This window comes from Gordonia abscondita (assembly GCF_032711245.1).
In the GTDB taxonomy this organism is placed as follows: Bacteria; Actinomycetota; Actinomycetes; order Mycobacteriales; family Mycobacteriaceae; genus Gordonia.
The window spans coordinates 2,890,520-2,910,399 of record NZ_CP128986.1 but is presented as its reverse complement, the minus strand read 5'-3'; the positions used below and the strand labels follow the sequence as shown (position 1 = coordinate 2,910,399).

At 65.0% G+C, this 19,880-nt stretch carries 18 protein-coding genes and 1 tRNA gene; 9 read left to right on the top strand and 10 right to left on the bottom strand.

All coding sequences use genetic code 11. The features are described 5' to 3' along the window. Positions 1–107: 107 nt before the first annotated feature. The 7 genes from aceE (at position 108) to MP11Mi_RS13695 (ending at position 9,169) form a co-directional block, all read left to right on the top strand. The gene (gene aceE / locus MP11Mi_RS13725) at positions 108–2,882 is read left to right on the top strand and encodes a pyruvate dehydrogenase (acetyl-transferring), homodimeric type (protein ID WP_420039459.1); all 2,775 of its coding nucleotides are present in this window, start codon (positions 108–110) and stop codon (positions 2,880–2,882) included. Between the two features lie 94 nt (positions 2,883–2,976). Further along, positions 2,977–4,245, top strand: coding sequence for a PucR family transcriptional regulator (locus MP11Mi_RS13720; RefSeq protein WP_420039458.1), 1,269 nt, complete (start codon positions 2,977–2,979; stop codon positions 4,243–4,245). Between the two features lie 194 nt (positions 4,246–4,439). Continuing rightward, the gene (locus tag MP11Mi_RS13715) at positions 4,440–5,351 is read left to right on the top strand and encodes an ACP S-malonyltransferase (RefSeq protein ID WP_420039457.1); all 912 of its coding nucleotides are present in this window, start codon (positions 4,440–4,442) and stop codon (positions 5,349–5,351) included. Positions 5,352–5,461: 110 nt separating this feature from the next. Then, a complete protein-coding gene (acpM, locus tag MP11Mi_RS13710) occupies positions 5,462–5,764 on the top strand; it encodes a meromycolate extension acyl carrier protein AcpM (RefSeq protein WP_420039456.1) in 303 nt (100 codons plus the stop codon). Continuing rightward, positions 5,764–7,029, top strand: coding sequence for a KasA/KasB family beta-ketoacyl-ACP synthase (locus tag MP11Mi_RS13705; RefSeq protein WP_420039455.1), 1,266 nt, complete (start codon positions 5,764–5,766; stop codon positions 7,027–7,029). Before acpM ends, MP11Mi_RS13705 begins: the two co-directional genes overlap by 1 nt. 26 nt (positions 7,030–7,055) lie before the next feature. Beyond that, positions 7,056–8,507: an acyl-CoA carboxylase subunit beta gene (locus MP11Mi_RS13700; RefSeq protein WP_420039454.1), complete on the top strand. Its 1,452-nt coding sequence runs from the start codon at positions 7,056–7,058 to the stop codon at positions 8,505–8,507. A gap of 140 nt (positions 8,508–8,647) precedes the next feature. Continuing rightward, a complete protein-coding gene (locus tag MP11Mi_RS13695; RefSeq protein ID WP_420039453.1) occupies positions 8,648–9,169 on the top strand; it encodes a DUF3145 domain-containing protein in 522 nt (173 codons plus the stop codon). A gap of 9 nt (positions 9,170–9,178) precedes the next feature. Here the strand turns inward: MP11Mi_RS13695 and MP11Mi_RS13690 are convergent, their stop codons facing one another. The 6 genes from MP11Mi_RS13690 to MP11Mi_RS13665 all read right to left on the bottom strand — a co-directional run bounded on the left by MP11Mi_RS13690 (position 9,179) and on the right by MP11Mi_RS13665 (position 15,097). After that, positions 9,179–9,541: a hypothetical protein gene (locus MP11Mi_RS13690; protein ID WP_420039452.1), complete on the bottom strand. Its 363-nt coding sequence runs from the start codon at positions 9,539–9,541 to the stop codon at positions 9,179–9,181. 17 nt (positions 9,542–9,558) lie between these two features. Then, a complete protein-coding gene (locus MP11Mi_RS13685; RefSeq protein WP_420039451.1) occupies positions 9,559–10,371 on the bottom strand; it encodes a serine hydrolase domain-containing protein in 813 nt (270 codons plus the stop codon). Between the two features lie 26 nt (positions 10,372–10,397). Continuing rightward, a complete protein-coding gene (locus MP11Mi_RS13680; RefSeq protein WP_420039450.1) occupies positions 10,398–11,231 on the bottom strand; it encodes a hypothetical protein in 834 nt (277 codons plus the stop codon). Between the two features lie 97 nt (positions 11,232–11,328). After that, positions 11,329–12,459, bottom strand: a complete 1,131-nt coding sequence (locus MP11Mi_RS13675) for an NDMA-dependent alcohol dehydrogenase (RefSeq protein WP_420039449.1) — start codon at positions 12,457–12,459, stop codon at positions 11,329–11,331. 159 nt (positions 12,460–12,618) lie between these two features. Further along, positions 12,619–14,217, bottom strand: a complete 1,599-nt coding sequence (fadD5, locus tag MP11Mi_RS13670; RefSeq protein WP_420039448.1) for a fatty-acid--CoA ligase FadD5 — start codon at positions 14,215–14,217, stop codon at positions 12,619–12,621. An 82-nt stretch (positions 14,218–14,299) separates the two neighbouring features. Then, positions 14,300–15,097: an enoyl-CoA hydratase-related protein gene (locus tag MP11Mi_RS13665; protein WP_420039447.1), complete on the bottom strand. Its 798-nt coding sequence runs from the start codon at positions 15,095–15,097 to the stop codon at positions 14,300–14,302. Positions 15,098–15,275: 178 nt separating this feature from the next. On the opposite strand from MP11Mi_RS13665, the gene MP11Mi_RS13660 reads away from it, so the two are divergent. Then, positions 15,276–16,472, top strand: coding sequence for a TetR/AcrR family transcriptional regulator (locus MP11Mi_RS13660; protein WP_420039446.1), 1,197 nt, complete (start codon positions 15,276–15,278; stop codon positions 16,470–16,472). A 22-nt stretch (positions 16,473–16,494) separates the two neighbouring features. Here MP11Mi_RS13660 and MP11Mi_RS13655 read toward each other — a convergent pair whose 3' ends face one another. Then, a complete protein-coding gene (locus tag MP11Mi_RS13655) occupies positions 16,495–17,175 on the bottom strand; it encodes a hypothetical protein (RefSeq protein WP_420039445.1) in 681 nt (226 codons plus the stop codon). A gap of 137 nt (positions 17,176–17,312) precedes the next feature. Between MP11Mi_RS13655 and MP11Mi_RS13650 the strand changes: the two genes are divergently transcribed. Continuing rightward, positions 17,313–17,384 (top strand) — tRNA-Asn (locus tag MP11Mi_RS13650). Between the two features lie 450 nt (positions 17,385–17,834). Here the strand turns inward: MP11Mi_RS13650 and MP11Mi_RS13645 are convergent. From MP11Mi_RS13645 to MP11Mi_RS13635, 3 genes are all read right to left on the bottom strand, one after another. Continuing rightward, entirely contained in the window at positions 17,835–18,230 is a 396-nt protein-coding gene (locus tag MP11Mi_RS13645; RefSeq protein WP_420039444.1) for a hypothetical protein, read from the bottom strand. Between the two features lie 79 nt (positions 18,231–18,309). Further along, positions 18,310–18,702 carry a hypothetical protein gene (locus MP11Mi_RS13640; protein ID WP_420039443.1) on the bottom strand — a complete coding sequence of 131 codons (393 nt, stop codon included), beginning with the start codon at positions 18,700–18,702 and terminating at the stop codon, positions 18,310–18,312. A 93-nt stretch (positions 18,703–18,795) separates the two neighbouring features. Then, positions 18,796–19,803, bottom strand: coding sequence for a hypothetical protein (locus MP11Mi_RS13635; protein ID WP_420039442.1), 1,008 nt, complete (start codon positions 19,801–19,803; stop codon positions 18,796–18,798). Between the last annotated feature and the right edge of the window lie 77 nt (positions 19,804–19,880).

Genomic DNA, 19,880 nt, shown 5'->3' with positions numbered 1-19,880 from the left:
AAGAATCCTTGGGTACTCGAAAATGAATTGGGCCGTCACCACCCCGACGGTCATGCAGATGCGTGCCGCCGACAATCGCAGTGCGCTAGAAGAAGATTGGTGGACAAGTGACTGACCTGACCACGAGCACACCGAACGCCGGAACGCGGTCGAGCCGCGTCAAGGTGATTCGCGACGGTGTGGCGTCATACCTCGCCGACAGCGACCCGTCGGAGACCGACGAATGGCTTGAATCATTCGATGCGATGCTGAGCAACGCAGGCCCCGAACGAGCCCGATACTTGATGCTCCGCATGATCGAGCGTGCCGACGACAAACGCGTCGCGCTTCCCCAGCTGACGTCGACGGACTACGTCAACACGATTCCGACCGACCTCGAACCGGAATTCCCGGGCGACGAGGACATGGAGCGCCGTTTCCGCTCCTACATCCGGTGGAACGCGGCCGTCATGGTGCACCGCGCACAGCGCCCCGGAATCGGAGTCGGCGGCCACATCTCGACCTACGCGTCGTCGGCGTCGCTGTACGAGGTCGGTTTCAACCACTTCTTCCGCGGACTGGACCATCCGGGCGGCGGCGATCAACTGTTCATTCAGGGCCACGCCTCCCCCGGCATCTATGCACGAGCCTTCCTCGAGGGCCGCATCGACGAGCACCGCATGGACGGCTTCCGTCAGGAGCACAGCCACGCGGGCATGGGCGGCGGGCTGCCGTCGTACCCGCACCCACGGCTGATGCCCGAGTTCTGGCAGTTCCCGACGGTCTCCATGGGAATCGGCCCGATGAACGCCATCTACCAGGCTCGATTCAACAAGTATCTGCACCTCAACGGGATCAAAGACACCACGGACCAGCATGTGTGGGCGTTTCTCGGCGACGGTGAGATGGACGAGGCGGAATCACGCGGCCTCGCGCAGGTCGCCGCGTCCGACCACCTCGACAATCTGACGTTCGTCGTCAACTGCAACTTGCAGCGGCTCGACGGCCCGGTCCGCGGCAACGGAAAGATCATCCAAGAACTGGAATCGTTCTTCCGCGGCGCGGGCTGGAACGTCATCAAGGTCGTCTGGGGTCGAGAGTGGGACGCCCTGCTGAACGCCGATCAGGACGGCGCTCTGGTCAACCTGATGAACAAGACGTCCGACGGCGACTACCAGACCTACCGCGCCAACGACGGCAGCTACATCCGTGACAACTTCTTCGGCCGGGATCCCCGGACCACGGAACTCGTCAAGGACTACACCGACCAGGACATCTGGAACCTCAAGCGTGGCGGCCACGACTACCGCAAGATCTTCGCCGCCTACCAGGCCGCGATAAACCACAAGGGCCAGCCGACGGTCATCCTGGCGCACACGATCAAGGGTTACACGCTCGGCGGTCATTTCGAGGGGCGCAACGCGACCCACCAAATGAAGAAGATGACCCTCGACGACCTGAAAGCGTTCCGCGACACCACGCACGTCCCGATCTCGGACGCGCAACTCGAGGCCGATCCATACCTGCCGCCGTACTATCACCCGGGAACCGACTCGCCGGAGTCCCAGTACCTGTTGGACCGTCGTCGGGAACTCGGCGGATTCCTCCCCCGCCGCCATCTGACCCCGGTGCCGTTGCAGCCCGACACGAGCCGTGCGATCAAGGCCGTGTCCGGCGGATCGGGCAAGCAGGAGATCGCCACCACGATGGCACTCGTCCGCATCTTCAAGGAACTGATGCGCGACAAGGAGATCGGCAAGCGGATCGTGCCGATTATCCCCGACGAGGCTCGCACGTTCGGCATGGACTCGTGGTTCCCGACGCTGAAGATCTACAACCCGAACGGCCAGCACTATCGCTCGGTCGACGCCGAACTCATGCTGGCCTACAAGGAGGCCGAGAACGGCCGGATCATGCACGAAGGCATCAACGAGGCCGGCTCCACCGCGTGTTTCACCGCCGTCGGCACCTCGTACGCGACACACAACGAGCCGATGATCCCGCTGTACATCTTCTACTCGATGTTCGGCTTCCAGCGCACCGGCGACGGGCTGTGGGCCGCCGCCGACCAAATGGCCAACGGGTTCGTCATCGGTGCCACCGCGGGCCGTACGACGCTGACGGGTGAGGGCCTGCAGCACGCGGACGGCCATTCGCATCTACTCGCCGCGACAAATCCGGGTGTCGTCGCGTACGACCCCGCGTTCGCCTACGAGCTCGCGCACATCATCGATGACGGTCTGCGGCGCATGTACGGACCCGCCCCGGAGAAGGTGTACTACTACATCACCGTCTACAACGAGCCGATCCACCAGCCGGCCGAGCCCGCCGATCTCGATGTGGCGGGCGTTCTGAAGGGCATCTATCTGGCCCGCCCGGCCGAGCAGGAACACGAATTGCGCGCCGGCATTCTCGCGTCGGGCGTGACGATGAACGACGCCATTCAAGCGCAGAAGCTGCTCGCTGACGACTGGAACGTAGCAGCCGACGTCTATTCGGTGACGTCGTGGAACGAGCTCGCCCGCGACGGAATCGCTTGCGACCGTGAAGAACTGCGCGAGGGAACGATACGGACCCCGTATGTCACCGACGTGCTGAGTCAGCGGGCAGGCCCGTTCGTCGCGGCGTCGGACTACATGCGCGGTGTGCAGGAGCAGATCCGCGCGTACGTTCCGGGCACCTATCTCACGCTCGGCGCGGACGGTTTCGGATTCTCCGATACCCGCTCGGCTGCTCGCCGCTACTTCAACATCGATGCGGCGTCCATCGCGGTCGGCGTGCTCGTCGCCTTAGCGCGCGACGGCAAGATCGACCGATCCGTCGCCACAGATGCGGCCGCGAAGTACCAGATCACCGATCCGATGGCCGCCCCGGTGTCGACCTCAGACCCCGGCGTGGCCTGATCGACGAGTATCTGAGGAGCCGGAGTGCCGGTCGGCGTCGTCGACCGGCACTCCGGGGCTAGATTGGGGCTGTGCTTCACACTAGATTGACACTGTGTCCGACCAGCCGCTGAAGTCCACCCGCGCCACCGACGTCTTCGCCGACAAAGGGGCCCACGTCCCTGCACCCGCGACGGTGCACGACGCGCTGCCCGACACTCTGCTGCGTCGGATGAAGCAGTACAGCGGCCGACTCGCGACCGAGGCTGTGCACTCGATGTCCGACCAACTCCCCTATTTCAGCGAGTTGGACGCCGCGCAGCGCGCGAGCGTCCAACTCGTCGTGCAGACGGCCGTCGTCAACTTCGTCGAGTGGATCCAGGATCCCGAGGGCAACGTGAAATTCACGGTGCAGGCCTTCCAGGTGGTCCCGCAAGATCTGGCGCGCCGCATCACTCTGTTACAGACCGTCGAGATGGTCCGCGTGGCGATGGAGTTCTTCGAGAAGTGGCTTCCGCTCTTGGCACGCAACGACGCACAGTTGCGTGCGCTCACCGAGTCCGTGCTCCGATACGGCCGCGAAATCGGATTCGCCGCGGCCGCGATCTACGCGGCGGCGGCCGAGTCCCGGGGTGCCTGGGACTCGCGCATGGAGGCGCTCGTCGTTGACGCCGTCGTCCGCGGCGACGACGACGCGCAACTCCTCTCCCGCGCAGCAGCTTTGAACTGGCCGTCCGACTCGCCGGCGACGGTCATCGTCGGAACACCTCCCCCGGAACAGAACGTCTCGGTTCCATTGGCCGTCCACACGACCGCGAGACAGTACGACCGCGCCACGCTCTCCGTCGTTCAGGGCAGCACGTTGGTGGCCGTCGTCGGCGGCTCGCTACGAGAGTCCGACCGGTTCCTCACCGACCTCCTGGAGCACTTCGCCGACGGTCCCGTTGTCATCGGGCCGACGACGCCCAATCTAACGTCGGCGCACGCCTCCGCTGTCGAAGCGCTCGCCGGTGTGCGCGCCGTCAGCGGCTGGCCGAACGCTCCGCGCCCCGTACACAGTTCCGATCTGCTCCCTGAGCGCGCGCTCACCGGCGACGCCGACGCCGTCCGCATGCTCATCGACTCGTCCGTCACACCACTCAGTGGCGCCAACGACACCCTGATGACGACCCTCGAGGCGTACCTCGACGGCGGCGGCTCGATCGAGTCGTGTGCGCGTGAAATGTATATCCACCCCAATACTGTTCGATATCGACTAAAAAAAGTGACGGATGTCACCGGTCGTGACCCAAGTAACCCGCGGGATGCGTACATCCTTCGAGTGGCTCTGACTGTTGGACGGTTGACACATTTTCACCAAGAATTACCGTCACAGGCCACTTGAGTCACACGAGTTACGGATCGTCGGTACGAAGACCCACTTCTGAGAAGAACTATCGCCTACACGTAACGCATAACGAGCCGATGACGATGGAGGTGCCACTCAGAGCACTTTTGTAGACACCCTACAAAGATCACGGTTGAGGTTCATACGACTCGACACCCACACTGAAGCGCTGAAGGGTGTTCGCTAGTCACGTGCTTTCGTTGCTTGCGCCCGGCCAGGGCTCCCAGAAGCCCGGAATGCTCGCCGAATGGCTTGAGCTTCCGGGGAACCCCGACCGCGTTGCGGCGTGGTCCGACACGATCGGACTCGACCTCGCACGTCTGGGAACCACGGCGACCGCCGAGGAGATCACCGACACCGCGGTGACCCAGCCACTCATCGTCGCGGCCACGCTCCTCGCGTTCGACGAGTTGGTCGAACGCCACGGCGCCCTCCCGTCCGACACCGTCGTCGCAGGCCATTCGGTCGGCGAGCTCGCGGCAGCAGCCATCACCGGTGTGATCACGGCCGACGAAGCCGTCCTGCTGGCAGGCATTCGCGGCCGCGAGATGGCCAGGGCCTGCGCAATCGAAGCCACCACCATGGCGGCGGTCCTCGGCGGCGACGAGAGCACCGTCCTCGACCGGCTCGGCGAACTCGATCTGGTTCCTGCCAACCGCAACGCGAAGGGCCAGATCGTCGCTGCGGGCACCGTCGCCGCCATCGAGGAACTCGTGGCAGCCCCACCGGAGAAGGCACGCGTCCGCAAGATCGCTGTCGCGGGTGCCTTCCACACCGAATACATGGCTCCCGCGCAGGAAGCCGTCGCTGCCGCGGCCGCCGAGATCACACCGAACGATCCGACACACACGCTGCTGTCGAACTCAGACGGTCAGCCTGTCGGCGACGGGGCACTCGCGCTCAAGAAGCTCACCACGCAGGTCACCAGTCCGGTGCGGTGGGATCTGTGCTCGCAGACTATGCTCGCTGCGGGTGCCGACGCCATCGTCGAACTGACGCCTGCAGGCACTCTCGTCGGAATCGCCAAGCGCGAACTCAAAGGTGTGCCGTCGCGCGCCATCAACGTCCCCACCGATCTGGAGGACGTCCCAGGACTTGGATAGCGGTCGGGCATCCCCCGGCCACCGGAGAGTCGATCATCGACTTGTCCAGCAGCGAACCCGCTGATCTCCGGAAATACGCAAAGCATTACGAACTAGAAGGGAGCCACATCGTGGCTGCAACTCAGGAACAGCTCGTCGCCGGCATCGCCGAGATCATCGAAGAGGTCACCGGCATCGAGCCCTCGGAGGTCACCCTCGATAAGTCGTTCGTCGACGACCTGGACATCGACTCGCTGTCGATGGTCGAGATCGCCGTTCAGGTCGAGGACAAGTACGGCGTCAAGGTCCCCGACGAGGACCTCGCCGGTCTGCGCACCGTCGGCGACACGGTCGCCTACGTCCAGAAGCTCGAGGCTGAGAACCCCGAGACCGCTGCTGCCATCGCTGCCCAGATCGAGGCGAGCCAGTCCTGATGGCGGAGCTGCGTGACTTTTCCACTCGCGGTGGGGACTTTCCCAGCGTCGTGGTGACCTCCATGGTCGCTACGACGTCCTTGGGCGCTGACCTAGACACGACCTGGGAAAATCTCGTCGCTGGCAAGTCCGGTATCCGGGAGCTGACCGACGACTACATCGACGACTACAAGTTGCCGGTCCGTATCGGCGGAAAGCTCGTCGAGGATCCGTCGCTCGAGGTGACTCGCATCGAAGCCCGCCGCATGGCGTACGTCGAGCGGATCTCGCACGTGATGAGCAAGCGCCTGTGGGCGCAGGCCGGCGAACCCGAGGTGGACCCCGACCGCTTGGGCGTCGTCCTAGGCACCGGCATGGGCGGCGCGGACGCGATGATCGACGCCGACAACGCCATCCGGACGACGGGCAACTACCGCAAGGTATCTCCGCTCGCCGTCTCGATGACGATGCCTAACGGTCCCGCCGCGGTCGCCGGACTGAACGTCGGTGCGCGCGCAGGCGTCATCACCCCGGTCTCCGCCTGCTCGTCGGGTGCCGAGGCCATCGCTCACGCGTGGCGGCACATCGTCTTCGGTGACGCCGACATGGTGGTGTGCGGCGGCGTGGAAGGCCACATCGACGCCGTGCCGATCGCAGCGTTCTCGATGATGCGCGCCATGAGCACGCGTAATGACGATCCGGCCGCGGCTTCGCGGCCCTTCGACAAGGCGCGCGACGGATTCGTCTTCGGTGAAGCCGCCGCCATGCTCATCATCGAGCGCGAGGACCACGCGAAGGCGCGCGGTGCTCACATCCACGCCCGACTGCTGGGCGCCGGAATCACCTCCGACGGCTTCCACCTGGTGGCCCCGGACCCGTCCGGGCAGGGCAATGCGCGTGCGATGACACGCGCGCTGCAGACTGCGGGACTCGCCAAGTCGGACATCACGCATGTGAACGCGCATGCCACGTCGACCCCGATCGGCGACACCGCAGAGTCTGCGGGCATCCAAGCGGCCGTGGGCACCCATGCGGCCATCTACGCGCCGAAGTCGGCGCTGGGACACTCGATCGGCGCCGTCGGTGCCCTCGAAGCGGTCCTCACAGTCAAGTCGGTGGAGGACTCCACCATTCCGCCGACGCTGAATCTCGAAGAGCTCGACCCGGAGTGCGGCGACATCGACGTCGTGCACGGCGAGGCTCGACGCGGCCAGATCGATTACGCGCTGAGCAACTCGTTCGGATTCGGAGGACACAACGTCGCCTTGACGTTCGGTCGCTACTGATTCACTCCCCCGCATAGGAGAAACCGATGACCACACTGGCACCCATCCCCGGCCGTGAGGAAGCGACGGATCCCCGTGACCCGTTGCTTCGGTTGACCACCTTCTTCGACGAGGGAACCGTCGAGCTCCTGCACCCCCGTGACAGATCGGGTGTGTTGGCAGCCGTCGGTGAGGTCGACGGTGTTCGCACCGTCTCCTATTGCACTGATGGCACCGTGATGGGCGGTGCCATGGGGGTGGTCGGTTGCGCTCACATCGTGAACGCGATCGACACCGCCATCGCCGAGCAGACTCCGGTCGTCGGCATCTGGCATTCGGGCGGTGCGCGCCTGGCCGAGGGCGTCGAAGGCCTGCACGCGGTCGGCGGCGTGTTCGAGGCCATGGTGCGTGCCTCCGGCTACATTCCGCAGATCTCCGTCGTCGTCGGTTTCGCCGCGGGCGGCGCCGCGTACGGTCCCGCCCTGACCGATGTGGTCATCATGGCTCCCGAGGGGCGCGTCTTCGTGACCGGTCCCGACGTCGTCAAATCCGTGACCGGCGAGAGCGTGACCATGGAGGAGCTTGGCGGTCCGCACACCCACGGCAAGCGTTCGGGCGTCAGCCACATCACCGCCGACTCGGAGGCGGACGCCTATTGGCGCGCCCGTCGCCTGGTCTCCACCTTCTCCCGACAGGGCCAGATCGACCTGGCTCGTGCAGCCGCAGGAGACACGGACCTTCGTGCGCTGCTTCCCGAGTCGAATAGACGGGCCTACGACGTCCACCCGATCGTCGAGGCTCTCCTCGACCTCCAGGTCGCCGAGGACGGCGTCACCGAGATCTCGACATTCGAAGAACTCCAGGCCAAATGGGCACCGAACATCACGATCGGTTTCGGCAGGCTCGCCGGCCGTTCGGTCGGCGTCATCGCCAACAACCCGCTGCGCATGGGCGGCTGTTTGAACTCCGAGGCAGCCGAGAAGGCATCACGGTTCGTGCGCCTGTGCGACGCGTTCGGTGTCCCGATCGTCGTCGTCACTGACGTTCCCGGGTATTTGCCGGGCGTCGGGCAGGAATGGAACGGCGTCGTCCGACGCGGAGCCAAGCTCCTGCACTCGTTCGCCGAGTGCACGGTCCCCAGGGTCACGCTGGTGACCCGCAAGATCTACGGCGGCGCCTACATCGCAATGAACTCGCGCGCTCTCGGCGCGACGGCCGTCTTCGCCTGGCCGGGTTCGGAGGTCGCCGTCATGGGTGCGAAGGCGGCAGTCGGCATTCTGCACAAGAAGGCGCTCGCCGCCGCGCCCGAAGAGGAGCGTGATGCCTTGCATGAGCGCCTGGCTGTGGAGCACGAGCAGATCGCCGGCGGTGTGGGACGCGCCCGGTCGATCGGCGTCGTCGACGAGATCATCGACCCGGCCCTCACCCGCAGCCGTATCGCCGAGGCTGTCGCCGCCGCTCCCGCCCGACGCGGCCGGCACAAGAACATCCCGCTCTAAGAGCGCCCTGCGCATATCGAAACAAATAGAACTAGCGCAACACGCACCTCACAAGGCATAATCTCTAACAGCAGTGTGCTACCGATTCGACGCGGTGCCTTGGGGAAGACGTTCCTCGTCGAACCGGAGGTGAATGACCAGTGCGCAATCTCAATCAGTTTGCGGACCTGACGACAGGCGTGGTGTACATCCACGCCTCTCCCGTCGCGCTGTGCCCGCATGTGGAGTGGGCGCTGTCGTCGACGTTGGATGCACGCGCCGACTTGAAATGGTCGGGGCAGGATGCTGCCGAGCCGAGTCGCATGCGCGCGACCGTCGATTGGACTGGCCCTGTCGGCACTGCCGCGCGACTCGCGTCCGCGCTGCGCGAATGGCCGGGTCTCACCTTCGAGGTGACCGAGAACGCCAGCGAAGGGGTCGATGGCGAACGGTTCAGCCATGTCCCCGGCCTCGGCCTCTGGCGCGGCTCGACGGGCGCCAACGGCGATGTGATCATCGGCGAGATGCAGCTGCGCGCGATGATGGACAATCAACCCGACAGCGCAGGCCTGGCGGCCGAACTCGATACCGTCCTCGGCACCGCTTGGGACGAAGCCCTGGAGAACTATCGGATGGGCGGTTCCGGAGCCGAAGTGACCTGGCTGCACCAGCGCGTCGGCTGATCCCCCTGATCAACCCCGCTGGTCGACGAGCGGCTCGTCACGTTCGGCGCTGAGGATGTGCAAAATCCGCGAGCCGACCGATTCGACGGTGAGCAGGACAGCGCACGCGATCGCGATCGTGCCGGGCACGAAGACGAGGAGGTCGTCGATCCTGTCCCACGCCGCCGGGCTCCACAACGCGACCCAGGTCAGCGTGAGCGCGACCACGGTCGACAGTTCACCGAGAAACGACAGTCCGACGAATGCGAGTGCGGCCGCGCGGTGCCGCCGAACGGATTTTCGGGAGAAGTGGAAATTGGCGCCGAACGCGAGCAGCAGAACCGCGAACAGCGACAGGAGTAGGCCGAGATCATCGGCCGTCAGTGTCCGCACGGCACCGTCCTCATCGGTCAGGAATCTAGTTCGTCCAGTATGCCCTGGTTGAAGTCGCTCCACAGTGGCTTCGCCCACGGCCCGAACGCCCGATCGGTCAACACCACGCACGACGCTCCGCGTGTCGGATCGACCCAGAGAAACGTGCCCGACTGTCCGAAGTGACCGAACGTTGACGCCGAATGCGACGGCGCCGTCCAGTGCTTCTCCTTAGCACCCTTGATCTCGGGTCCCAGGCCCCAGTCGTTCGGTCGGAACTTGCCATAACCGGGCACGAAGCCGTCGATGCCGGGAAAGTGAACCGTGCGAGCCGTCGACGCCGTCTGCGGGGACACGAGCGTCGGTGCGAGGAGGTCCGCGGCGAACCGAGCCAGGTCGTCGACGTTCGATCGGGCTCCGTGCCCGGCGGGGCCGACCAACGCCGTCGAAGTCATACCGAGCGGCTCGCAGACCGCCTCGCGTAGGTAGTCGGCGGCCGCGATCCCGGTTTCAGCGGCAATCAGGTCGGCGAGCAACTCGTATCCGCGGCTCGAGTAGATCCGCTGCTCCCCTGGCGCAGCTTGCACGTCGTCGCTGTCGAATGCCAGGCCCGACGCGTGTGACAACAAGTGCTCCACCCGTGCGCCGGTCGGGCCCGCGGGAGTAGTCAGGTCGACAGCCCCCTCTTCTACCGCGACAAGCACAGCCTGTGCGACGAGGAGTTTGGTCACCGACGCCAATTCGTACACCCGACCGGTCTCGCCGAACAGGCCGATGACACCGCCTGTGGTGACGACCACTCCGGCCACGTTGTCGGCGGGCCAGGACTCCAACTGCGCCAGTGCTTTCACCACTCCGACGGTACTAGGCGCGTTACCTACTTCGGTGCGGCCACTTCGGGCGTCCCCGACTTCTCGACGTACTGGCCATCGTCGAGCGTCGAGGTCACATCATCCACCTCGCCAAGGACCGCATCGACCTGCTCGACGGTGTAACCGCAGTCATTGATTGCTTCGGACGTCCACTTCTTGGTGAGACGCGGAATGTTCGCGGCGTGCGCCTGCGCGACGGTGCCGTGCTCCTTGGTCTTCTTCGACCTGCGCAGGTCAGGGACGTCTTCGCAGACATGGAATGCGGACCCGCCCTTGACCCACACGACGTCGTCTCTACCGGTCAGCTGCTTGACCACATTGGTCTCGGCGCTGTACTGCTCGGTCGACGGCGGGTTCCAATCGGCGGAGGCGAGGCCGACAGCGGCCGCGATCACGATCGCGATGCCGCCCGCAATCCCCTTCTGCTTGCCGTCCATGTCTTTGTTCAAGAAGATCATGACGATCAACGGCAGGAATGCGATCACGGTGACGATCACGCCGAGCTGGTTCTGAATGAAGAACCTGACGGTGTCCTCACGGGACGCGGGATCGAGCCTGTTGGCCTTCTTCCAAAGCAGCGAACCACCGAGCGCGAACACGCCGATCGCGACGATGAAGACGACCAGCAGCCCGACGCGGACCGGATCCTGCTTGAGCACCCAGAACAGCGCGGCAAGTTCGCCGCCTATCGCGATCAGCCACAGGACCGCTGCCACCACGCGGAGCGTGCGTGCTTTCGACTTCGCTTCCGGCGTCGCCGTCCACGAACGTCCCGCAGTCGTCCGCTGCTCGGCGATCTCTGCTCCGCGCTTGGCGCGACTGTCATTGCCCTCGGCCACGCCGCAACATTAATGCAGATGTGGTCGGAGAACGCGAGAAACCCGCCGACTGCAGTCGGCGGGTTTCTCGATTCGGCGGTCGGTCAGCGGTCAGCGGTCAGCGATCAGCGTCGGTGTACCGGATGACGCCGCGGATGTTCCGTCCCTCCAACATGTCGGTATAGCCTTCGTTGATCTGGTCGAGGGTGTATTCCCGGGTGATCATGTCGGCGATGTTGAGTTTGCCGAGCTTGTACATCGACAGCAGGCTCGGAATGTCGAGCTTCGGATTCGCGCCGCCGAAGATCGAGCCCTGCAGATTCTTCTGAAGCAGCGTGAGCATGGCCAGGTTGAGCGTCACGTCGCTCTCCATCATGTTGCCCATGCCGGTCAACACGCAGGTGCCGTTCTTAGCGGTGATGCCCATCCACGTGTCGACGTCCTTGCCGTGGACTTCGCCGACCGTGACGATCACCTTGCGACACATTCCGCCTGCGGTAATATTTGCGATCTCGCCCGCCGCTTCCTCAACGGAAGCGAACACGTGGGTGGCGCCGAACTTGAGCGCCTGCTCGCGCTTCCACTCGACCGGGTCGATGGCGAACACGTTGCGAGCACCCGCGATCACGGCACCCTGCAGGGCTGCGGTTCCGACGCCGCCGACCCCGACGATCGCGACGTCTTCGCCTGGACGGACGTCGCCACTGCGGGTAGACGATCCGTAGCCGGTCGGGATCCCGCAGCCGCAGAGCGCGGCGATCTCGAATGGGATGTCCTTGTCGATCTTCACGACGGACGCCTCGTGCACCACCATGTACGGCGAGAACGTGCCGAGGAGCGTCATCGGATAGACGTCTTCACCTGCCGCGGTGTGGATGCGGAACGTGTGGTCCGAGACGGCTTCACCCTGCAGAAGCATGGCGCCGAAGTCGCAGAGGTTGGCGACGCCTTCCCGGCACGACGGACACTTGCCGCAGGACGGGATGAAGGAGAGGACGACGTGATCGCCCGCCTCGAATTCGGTGACGCCTTCACCGACCTCTTCAATGACGCCTGCACCCTCGTGGCCGCCGAGGACCGGGAACCCGGCCATCGGGATGCCACCGGTCATCAGATGGTGGTCCGAGTGGCACATGCCCGCGGCTTCCATCCGGATCTTGACCTCGTGGGCCTTCGGGTCGCCGATCTCGATCTCTTCGATCTTCCACGGCTGGTTCAACTCCCGCAGGAGCGCACCCTTCGTCTTCACTCTCAACCTCGCTTCGCCTGAGTCGGCAACGTCAGATCACATGGGACGCGCAGCTATTCGCGCTCCCTTGTGACAGTAGTCACCTGAACCAAAAATTGGAACACGTTTCAGAATATTTCTGCAACGTGTTCCAATTTTGGCGAAATATGGTTGAGGACGTCAGCCCTTCAGCGCCTCGTCCTTGCTGCCGAACTCAGCGCGCAACGACGGCTTGACGACCTTTCCGCCCGCGTTTCTCGGCAGTTCAGGTACCACGATGACGTCCTTCGGATGCTTGAAGCGCGCCAGGTTGTCGTTCAGGTACGGCTCGAGGTCGTCGATCGTCAGATCCTCGACACCCTCGGCCAGCGCGACTACGGCGACCGGAACCTCGCCCCACTTCTCGTGGGCGCGGCCGATGATCGCGACGTCACTGATGCTCGGATGCCCGAACAGGACGTTCTCCACCTCGGCACAGTAGATGTTCTCACCGCCCGAGATGATCATGTCCTTGGCTCGGTCGACGACATAGATGAACCCCTCCTCGTCCTGCCGGACGAGATCACCGGAGTGGAACCAGCCGCCGTGGAACGCGTCCGCAGTCCCCTGCGGGTTCTGCCAGTAGCCGGACATCATGTTGGGTCCGCGGTAGACGATCTCGCCGACGTCGCCTTGCGCCACATCCTTCATTTCCGGGTCAACGATGCGGGCCGTGACGCCCGGAACCACCTTGCCGATCGACCCGATCTTGCGCAGCGCGTCCTTGCCTTCGAGGACGCAAGTGATCGGCGACATCTCGGTCTGTCCGAAGACTGCGATGTTGATCGCATCCGGGAAGGTCGCGTTCATGGCGTTAAGCACGGTGTCCGACGCAGGGGCCGCGCCCCATGAGATCACCCGCAACTTGAGATCACGCGGCTTCGCCTGCTGTGCGGCGCACACGGCCTGCCACTGAGCGGGCACCAGGAAGATCGACGTGGTGCCCTCTCGCTCAAGCGTGTCGAGCATGTCGTTCGGGTCGAACGCGCCCAGCGGGTGGATGACCGACAGTGCACCCATATAGATCAGCGGCGTCATCGCGCCGAGCCCGGCGATGTGGAACATGGGTGCCACGCACGAACCGATGTCGTCGGCGCTGGTACTCAACGCCTGCAGCGTGTTCAGCGCCTGCGCCTGCAGGTTCTGATGGGTGAGCATGGCGCCCTTGGGTTTTCCCGTGGTACCCGAGGTGTACATGATCAGCGCGACGGTATCTTCCGGAATATCGATGGCCGGGAGGTCCGACGAGTCCTCAGCGATGAGCGCCTCGTAGTCGAGATGCCCTTCGTTCTGCGCCCCGCCGACGACGATCGTGTGGTCGATGGCGCCGGTCGCCGCCGCGACAGCGTCGGCCAGCGGTGCGAGCATCGTCTCGGTGGCGATCACCTTGGCACCCGAGTCGGCGACCAGGAACCCGATCTCGGGAGGCGTCATGCGGATGTTGACCGGGACAGGGATCGCGCCGATGAGGTTCGCGGCGAGCGTGATCTCGACGTACTCGCTGCGGTTGAGCATGACGACGAGGATGCGATCGCCGAACTCGACGCCACGGCGGCGGAGCGCGGCAGCGAGAGCGTGCGTGCGCTCGTCCAGTTCACGCCACGTGGTGGTCTTGCCCAGGAAGCGGAGCGCACCGTTGTCTGGACTCATCGCCGAGTGGCGACGGACCTGATTGTTCCAGTGGTTGCGGCGCGAGCGCTGCGGCTCGGCGTTCAGGGCGAAGCCCAGGGCGTCGGTCATGTGGGTACTCCTCGGTGTTGTGCGCGGCGCGCGGGGATCTGCTGGACGATGTCGGGTCGACAGGCCGGTACTCGGCGACGGGTCAGCGCTCGCCGAAGCCGGCGAGCACACGATGGAATTCGGGCGACTGAAGCAGAAGGGTCTGACCGGCGATCTCGCGTTCGATCGCGGCATCAAATCCGGCCAACGCATGCGCGTCGAGCGCAGCCTTGGTGACGGCGAGAGCGTTCGGCGGGTTGCGGACCAGGCGCGAGGTCGCCCGCGCGACGAGTACGTCAAGTCCGTCGGCATCATCGGCCACGCCACTGAGTAGTCCGGCTGCGTACGCGTCGGGGGCGTGCAGCTTCTCGCCCAGCAGCGCCATAGCGTTCGCGCGGGCTCGGCCGAGCGACGCGGTGAACAGCGCGCTGGCGCCGCCATCGGGCATCAGACCGATATTGACGAACGCGAGCAGGAAGTACGAGCGGGTGGTCGCGTAGACGAGGTCTGCCGCGACAGCCAACGAGGCGCCGATGCCGACCGCCGCACCGTCGACGGCAGCGACCACGGGCATGGGCAGCGAGCGGAGCGCGCCGATGAGGTTCGAGCCGTTCTCGATGATCCCCCGAGCCTGCGACTCGTCAAAGCCGCCACCCGCGGCGGCATCAGTGGCCATGCCCGCCACATCGGCTCCCGCGCAGAACGATCCGCCGCGACCGGAGATCACCACGGCTCGGACGTCCGCGCGTTCGGCCCACTCGTGACACACCTCGATGATGCGGCTCGACGCCGCGCCGTCCAGCGCGTTCATCTGCGCCGGACGATCGATCTCGATACGCGCGACGCCGTCGTCGCCGATGCCGTCCCACACTCCTCCAACACACCCGGTCTCGCTGATCATCACACCTCGTATCGGATACACACCGTTTGCGAATTGCTAACACACTACCACCGACAGTGACCGAGGTCATGCGAATATCCATTAACTTTCTCACTGCATAAGTTCTCTTCAACTGGACTTATCTTCGAGAAGTCAATTGCACAAGAAGTTCATCGATCATTCGATAGCATCGACGTCCATGACCTCTCGAACGCCGCTGGACGCCGTTGCGCGGCATTCGCGCACCCGTCCGACCGATCGGCGCGAGGTAGTGCTGCGGACCGCGTCGGACGTGTTCGGTACGCGCGGGTTTGCCGCGACACGCCTGACCGACATCGCCGACGAGGTCGGGATCTCCGCGCCTGCCCTGTACCGGCACTTCTCGAACAAGTACGACTTGTTCGCAGCCGCCGTCGACAGACTCTCGGAGGTGGTGGACGCGGCGATCACCGCGGTCCCCCACGACACCGACCCCCGCGACGAGTTACGCGCAGTGCTCGCCGCGTTCGCCGACACCGTGATGGAGCACCGAAAGTCGGGCAACCTGTACCGCTGGGAGCGACGCGTCCTGCACGACGCCGATCGGACACGGACCCGCGACGTTCGAGTCGCGCTACACCGTCGACTCCGTGCGTTGATCGAGGCTGCGCGTCCCACGCTGTCGAGGCCCGCCGCCGACCTTCTCGCGGTCGCGACCCTCTCGGTCGCGGCGAGCCCGTCGACACACCGGCTCGCGATGGGTCGACGCGCCGCGACCGAGCTCGTGTCGACGGCTGCGCTCACCCTGCTCGACGTCGACTTCCCCGATCCCGCGCCGACCGCGGACCGACCGGCGGGGCTGGCTCCCACTGGTCGCCGAGAGTCGATTCTCGCGGCCTCAGTCTCCTTGTTCGCGCAGCGGGGCTTCCACGAGGTGACGGTGGAGGACATCGGCGCAGCGGTCGGCCTGCCCGCCTCCGGCGTGTACCGCCATTTCGGGTCGAAGGTCGCGATCCTGGCCGCAGCCCTCTGGCGGACGGCGGACCGAGCGACCGACGCGGTCGCGGTCGCGCTCTCGCAAGCGCAGACGCCGCACGAAGCGTTGGTCTCACTGGCTGCCCGCTACAGCGAACTGTGCGTCGACGATCCGGACATCATGGCGATCTACTTGTCCGGGACGGGCGCGCTCGACGACGGCGATCTCCACGCGCTGCGTCGCCAACAGCGGACGACGGTCGACGAGTGGGCCACCTGGGTGGTGCGTGCTCGGCCGGAATGCTCGAACGCCGCCGCACGCTTCCTGGTCCACGCCAGCCTCAACCTCGCCAGCGACCTGGTCACCGGCAGACCTGGAGTCGACACCCAGACGGTCGCCGCCGTCTCAGCCGCCGTACTGGTCGGCGACGGCGCGCAGTAGGGGAAGTCCGATGCGGGCGTTGTCAGACCACCTCGAAATCGGAGACGAGCCATTTCCCGTCGTCGCGGGCGAGTGTGACTTTCACCCGCGACTCGTACGCGCCGCTGCCCGTTCCGAGCGCGGGCGCCTGCGGGCTGGTCACCGTGTTGTCGAGTGCGACGAGCACGACGGCCTCCCGGTCGTTTATCGACATGATTCCGGCGTTCTCGGCGCTCCCCTTCGATGACGCCTGCGCCGCATCGTTCGCCGCACGCGCCTGCTGGGACGACTTGACGTAGGTATCGGCGAACTCGGGCGTGGCAATCCCTCGGATTCGCCGGTCCAGGTCGTCGTACTTTCCGGCCTCGTACGTCAACATCTGCGCGGCGTACGACTTCGCGTCGCGCAACGCGCCCGCCTGGTCAAGGTCGTCGCCATCGTCGGAGCCGGTCCCGAATGCCAGGTACGCGAAAACGCCGGCGGCAACGGCGAGTACGGCGACGGCCGCGATGAGTGACACGACGAGCGTCTTCGACGGCCTGGGCTCGTCGGTCTGAGATTCAGCGGCGGGAGATTCGTCGGTCTGAGATTCGTCGGTCTGAGATTCGTCGGCCTGCGGGTTCCCGGCCTCCTCCATGCGGATCTGTTCGCGCTTGGCCCGATTGGCGGCCAGGAATTCGTCGCCGTCGAGAGAAGTCGGATCGCCACCGGAAGTTGAGGACATGCGCCCCAATGTAGCGGCAACCGCGGGTTGCACCCGCCAAATACCGCCCCGTCCGCCATCGAAACCCTGTCGACCAGTCGTTTTGCACGTGACGCGATCGGTACGCTAAAGTTTCATCTCGGTTCAAGAAAGAGCAATCCCCCATAGCTCAACGGCAGAGCACTCGACTGTTAATCGAGCGGTTATTGGTTCGAATCCAATTGGGGGAGCTGAGGAAGCCCGCTGGCGACAGCGGGCTTCTTTCGCTTTCGGGACAGCGGCAGTACCGGATTGGGTGCCTGGTGGGTACGACGAGATCACCGAGTTCGTGAGGTTGCTTGCGTTTGTCTGCTGAATTTTCGGAACGTGGTGGGACCACGACTTCACGAGGCAGGAAGGCCTCAAGTGGCTACCCGGCCGCGCCTGCAAGTGATAGATCCGCGCAGAACACGGCTCCAGAGGGAATCAACCTCTCTGGCGTTCTATGTCTACCCCGCTACCGCCCGCCGACGACGGGGTGCGCGCCTCCTTAACCGATCCTCGACAACGCTCGCGATCACGGTAAGCCTGCGCTCGGTCGGTCTCGGTGGAAGCGATGCCCTTGCTCAGATCACGCGGAGCACCGGCTTACTGGCACATTCTCCGAGATGAGTAGTAGCCCGATTTGCCGCATCGCCAGTTCACTGTCGCGGTCGACGCGGGCGCGGTGGGACAGGTGGCTGGGCGATGTGCATCGTGCGCCGGGGCCGCTGCTCGCCGAAGATATGAGCGAGCCGGTCATGCTCGTCGCGACCGTGGTAGTCGAACGCGTCGGCGGGCACGACGGTGGTGGTGTTGACCAGCCCGACGACTTTCCCATCCTCGATGAGCAGGCGCGCGGTCGCCATCACCTCGATCGTGTAGCGACCGGGGACTTCGGCGTAGGCGAACGTGCTGGCTTGCGCCACCTCCTCGTCTGTGGCCGCGACGTGCTCAACCTCGACGGCGTCGCCGGGCCGGGAGGTCCGTAGCCGCTTGCCGAGGGCCTTGGTCTGCCACTCGACGCCGTCGATAAGAACGCTGTCGTAGGTGCCCATGGGTGTGTTCCTTCCGATAGAGACGAGAACGGCCGTCGCTGCCAGGTGCAGCGACGGCCGTGTCGTGAGCAGAAGGCGATTAGCGGCGGCAGTTCTTCGACAAGGTCGACGTGCCGATCGGCACGGTGCCGAGCATGATATTCCCGCGGTAGACCTTTGTGCCGGTCTTGCGGTAGGTCACGCGCTGCAAGCCAGGCTGGTCGACCCAGCCGCCATGGCGAGTGGCGTGGATGCGGTAGGAGTCGCGGCCAATTGTGCGGGTGGTGATGAGCTTGCCGTGGTACACGGTGGCGTGGTTCTTGACGGGGAGGACGCCGTAGACGTAGTTCATTACGCAGTACGTGCCCGGTGCGATGCCGCTCGTGGCGGCCTGGGCCTGGGCCTGGGCTGGTGCGACGGCGACGAGACCGCCGGCAGCGATGCCGAGTGCGGCAACAGCCGCACCGATGCGGGTCTTGAGCGTGGTGGTCATGGTGAATCCTTAGCGATCAGAGGGTGGCCGTAGGTGCGACCAGGTGAATCTCATTGGGTCGTGCTGGGGTGGGCCTCGCCAGTGATCAGCGGGCTACTCGCAGGACGTGCCCTTGACGAGCTGGGCCTTGAATAGTCGCGCTCCACCGTCGATGACGAGCCACACAGTGTTGGGTTGGAATTTGTCGGCTACGCCGTACAGGACGGAGAGGTTGCCGGCTTCAGGTTGACCAGCAAGGCCGACGGTAGGCAGGTAGTCATCACCGACGTCACCGGCGACGATGCGGTATCGGCCGGAGAACTCAGTGTTTTTGCTGATCGGCGTGGGCAGCGGAGTGTAGTCAATGTTGACGCCGGTCTGCTCGATGACTTTGACCGGTGGGCCAGAGGGGCTGTGAACACTTAGGTATTGCGGCATGACGTCAATTTGGTCGCGGTGGTTATCAGATTGCACACCGATGGTGTGGTCGGCGTACTGATGAACACCATTGATGATCGAGATTGGATTTCTGGCAGATTGGGGCGACGCGATGGGGTACTGGCCGGTCAACTGCAGGGCGTAGTCATTGGTGGCCGACCACGCGGCCTGGTTGGGGATCTCCCCGTCGAGCGCGACGATCTCGCAGGAGGCGTCGACGGTGGTGCTGGCACTGGCTGCAGCTTCCGGACCGAGGCCAGAAGCGGTGTCGGCAGAGACGTCATCACTGCCGCTGCCACTGCACGAGACGAGGGCGATGATCAGTACGAGCAGGACCGCAAGGCCAGCGACGATGCCGGTGAGTACACGGCGCGGAATCGCGGTGAGCATCGAGAGGGCGCCGGTCGCGGCAGTCCGGGGCGGCTGCGCTAGCGCGAACTCGTGCAGCTCGCGCGGGGTCCACGCGGGCGCGGTCGAGTCATTGAGCCGTCCGTCGTAGATGGGCCGTTTCCTCGGATCTCCGAGAATCGCGCGGGCTTGTTCGACGTAATCACGCTCGGGGCCCGGCGGGAGCTGAGCCGCACGGTGCGAGAGCTGCGACACCAGCGCGTGCGTAGGCGAGGCCGGTCGCAGACCGAGCGCTCCGTAGTAGTCGGTGGGCTGATTAGGGCCGGGTGCGGGCATGGGGTATCCCTTCACATGGGTATGGGTGATCGACCGACGGGGTCAGCCGTCGGTGGTGATGGTGGTGTAGGTCAGAC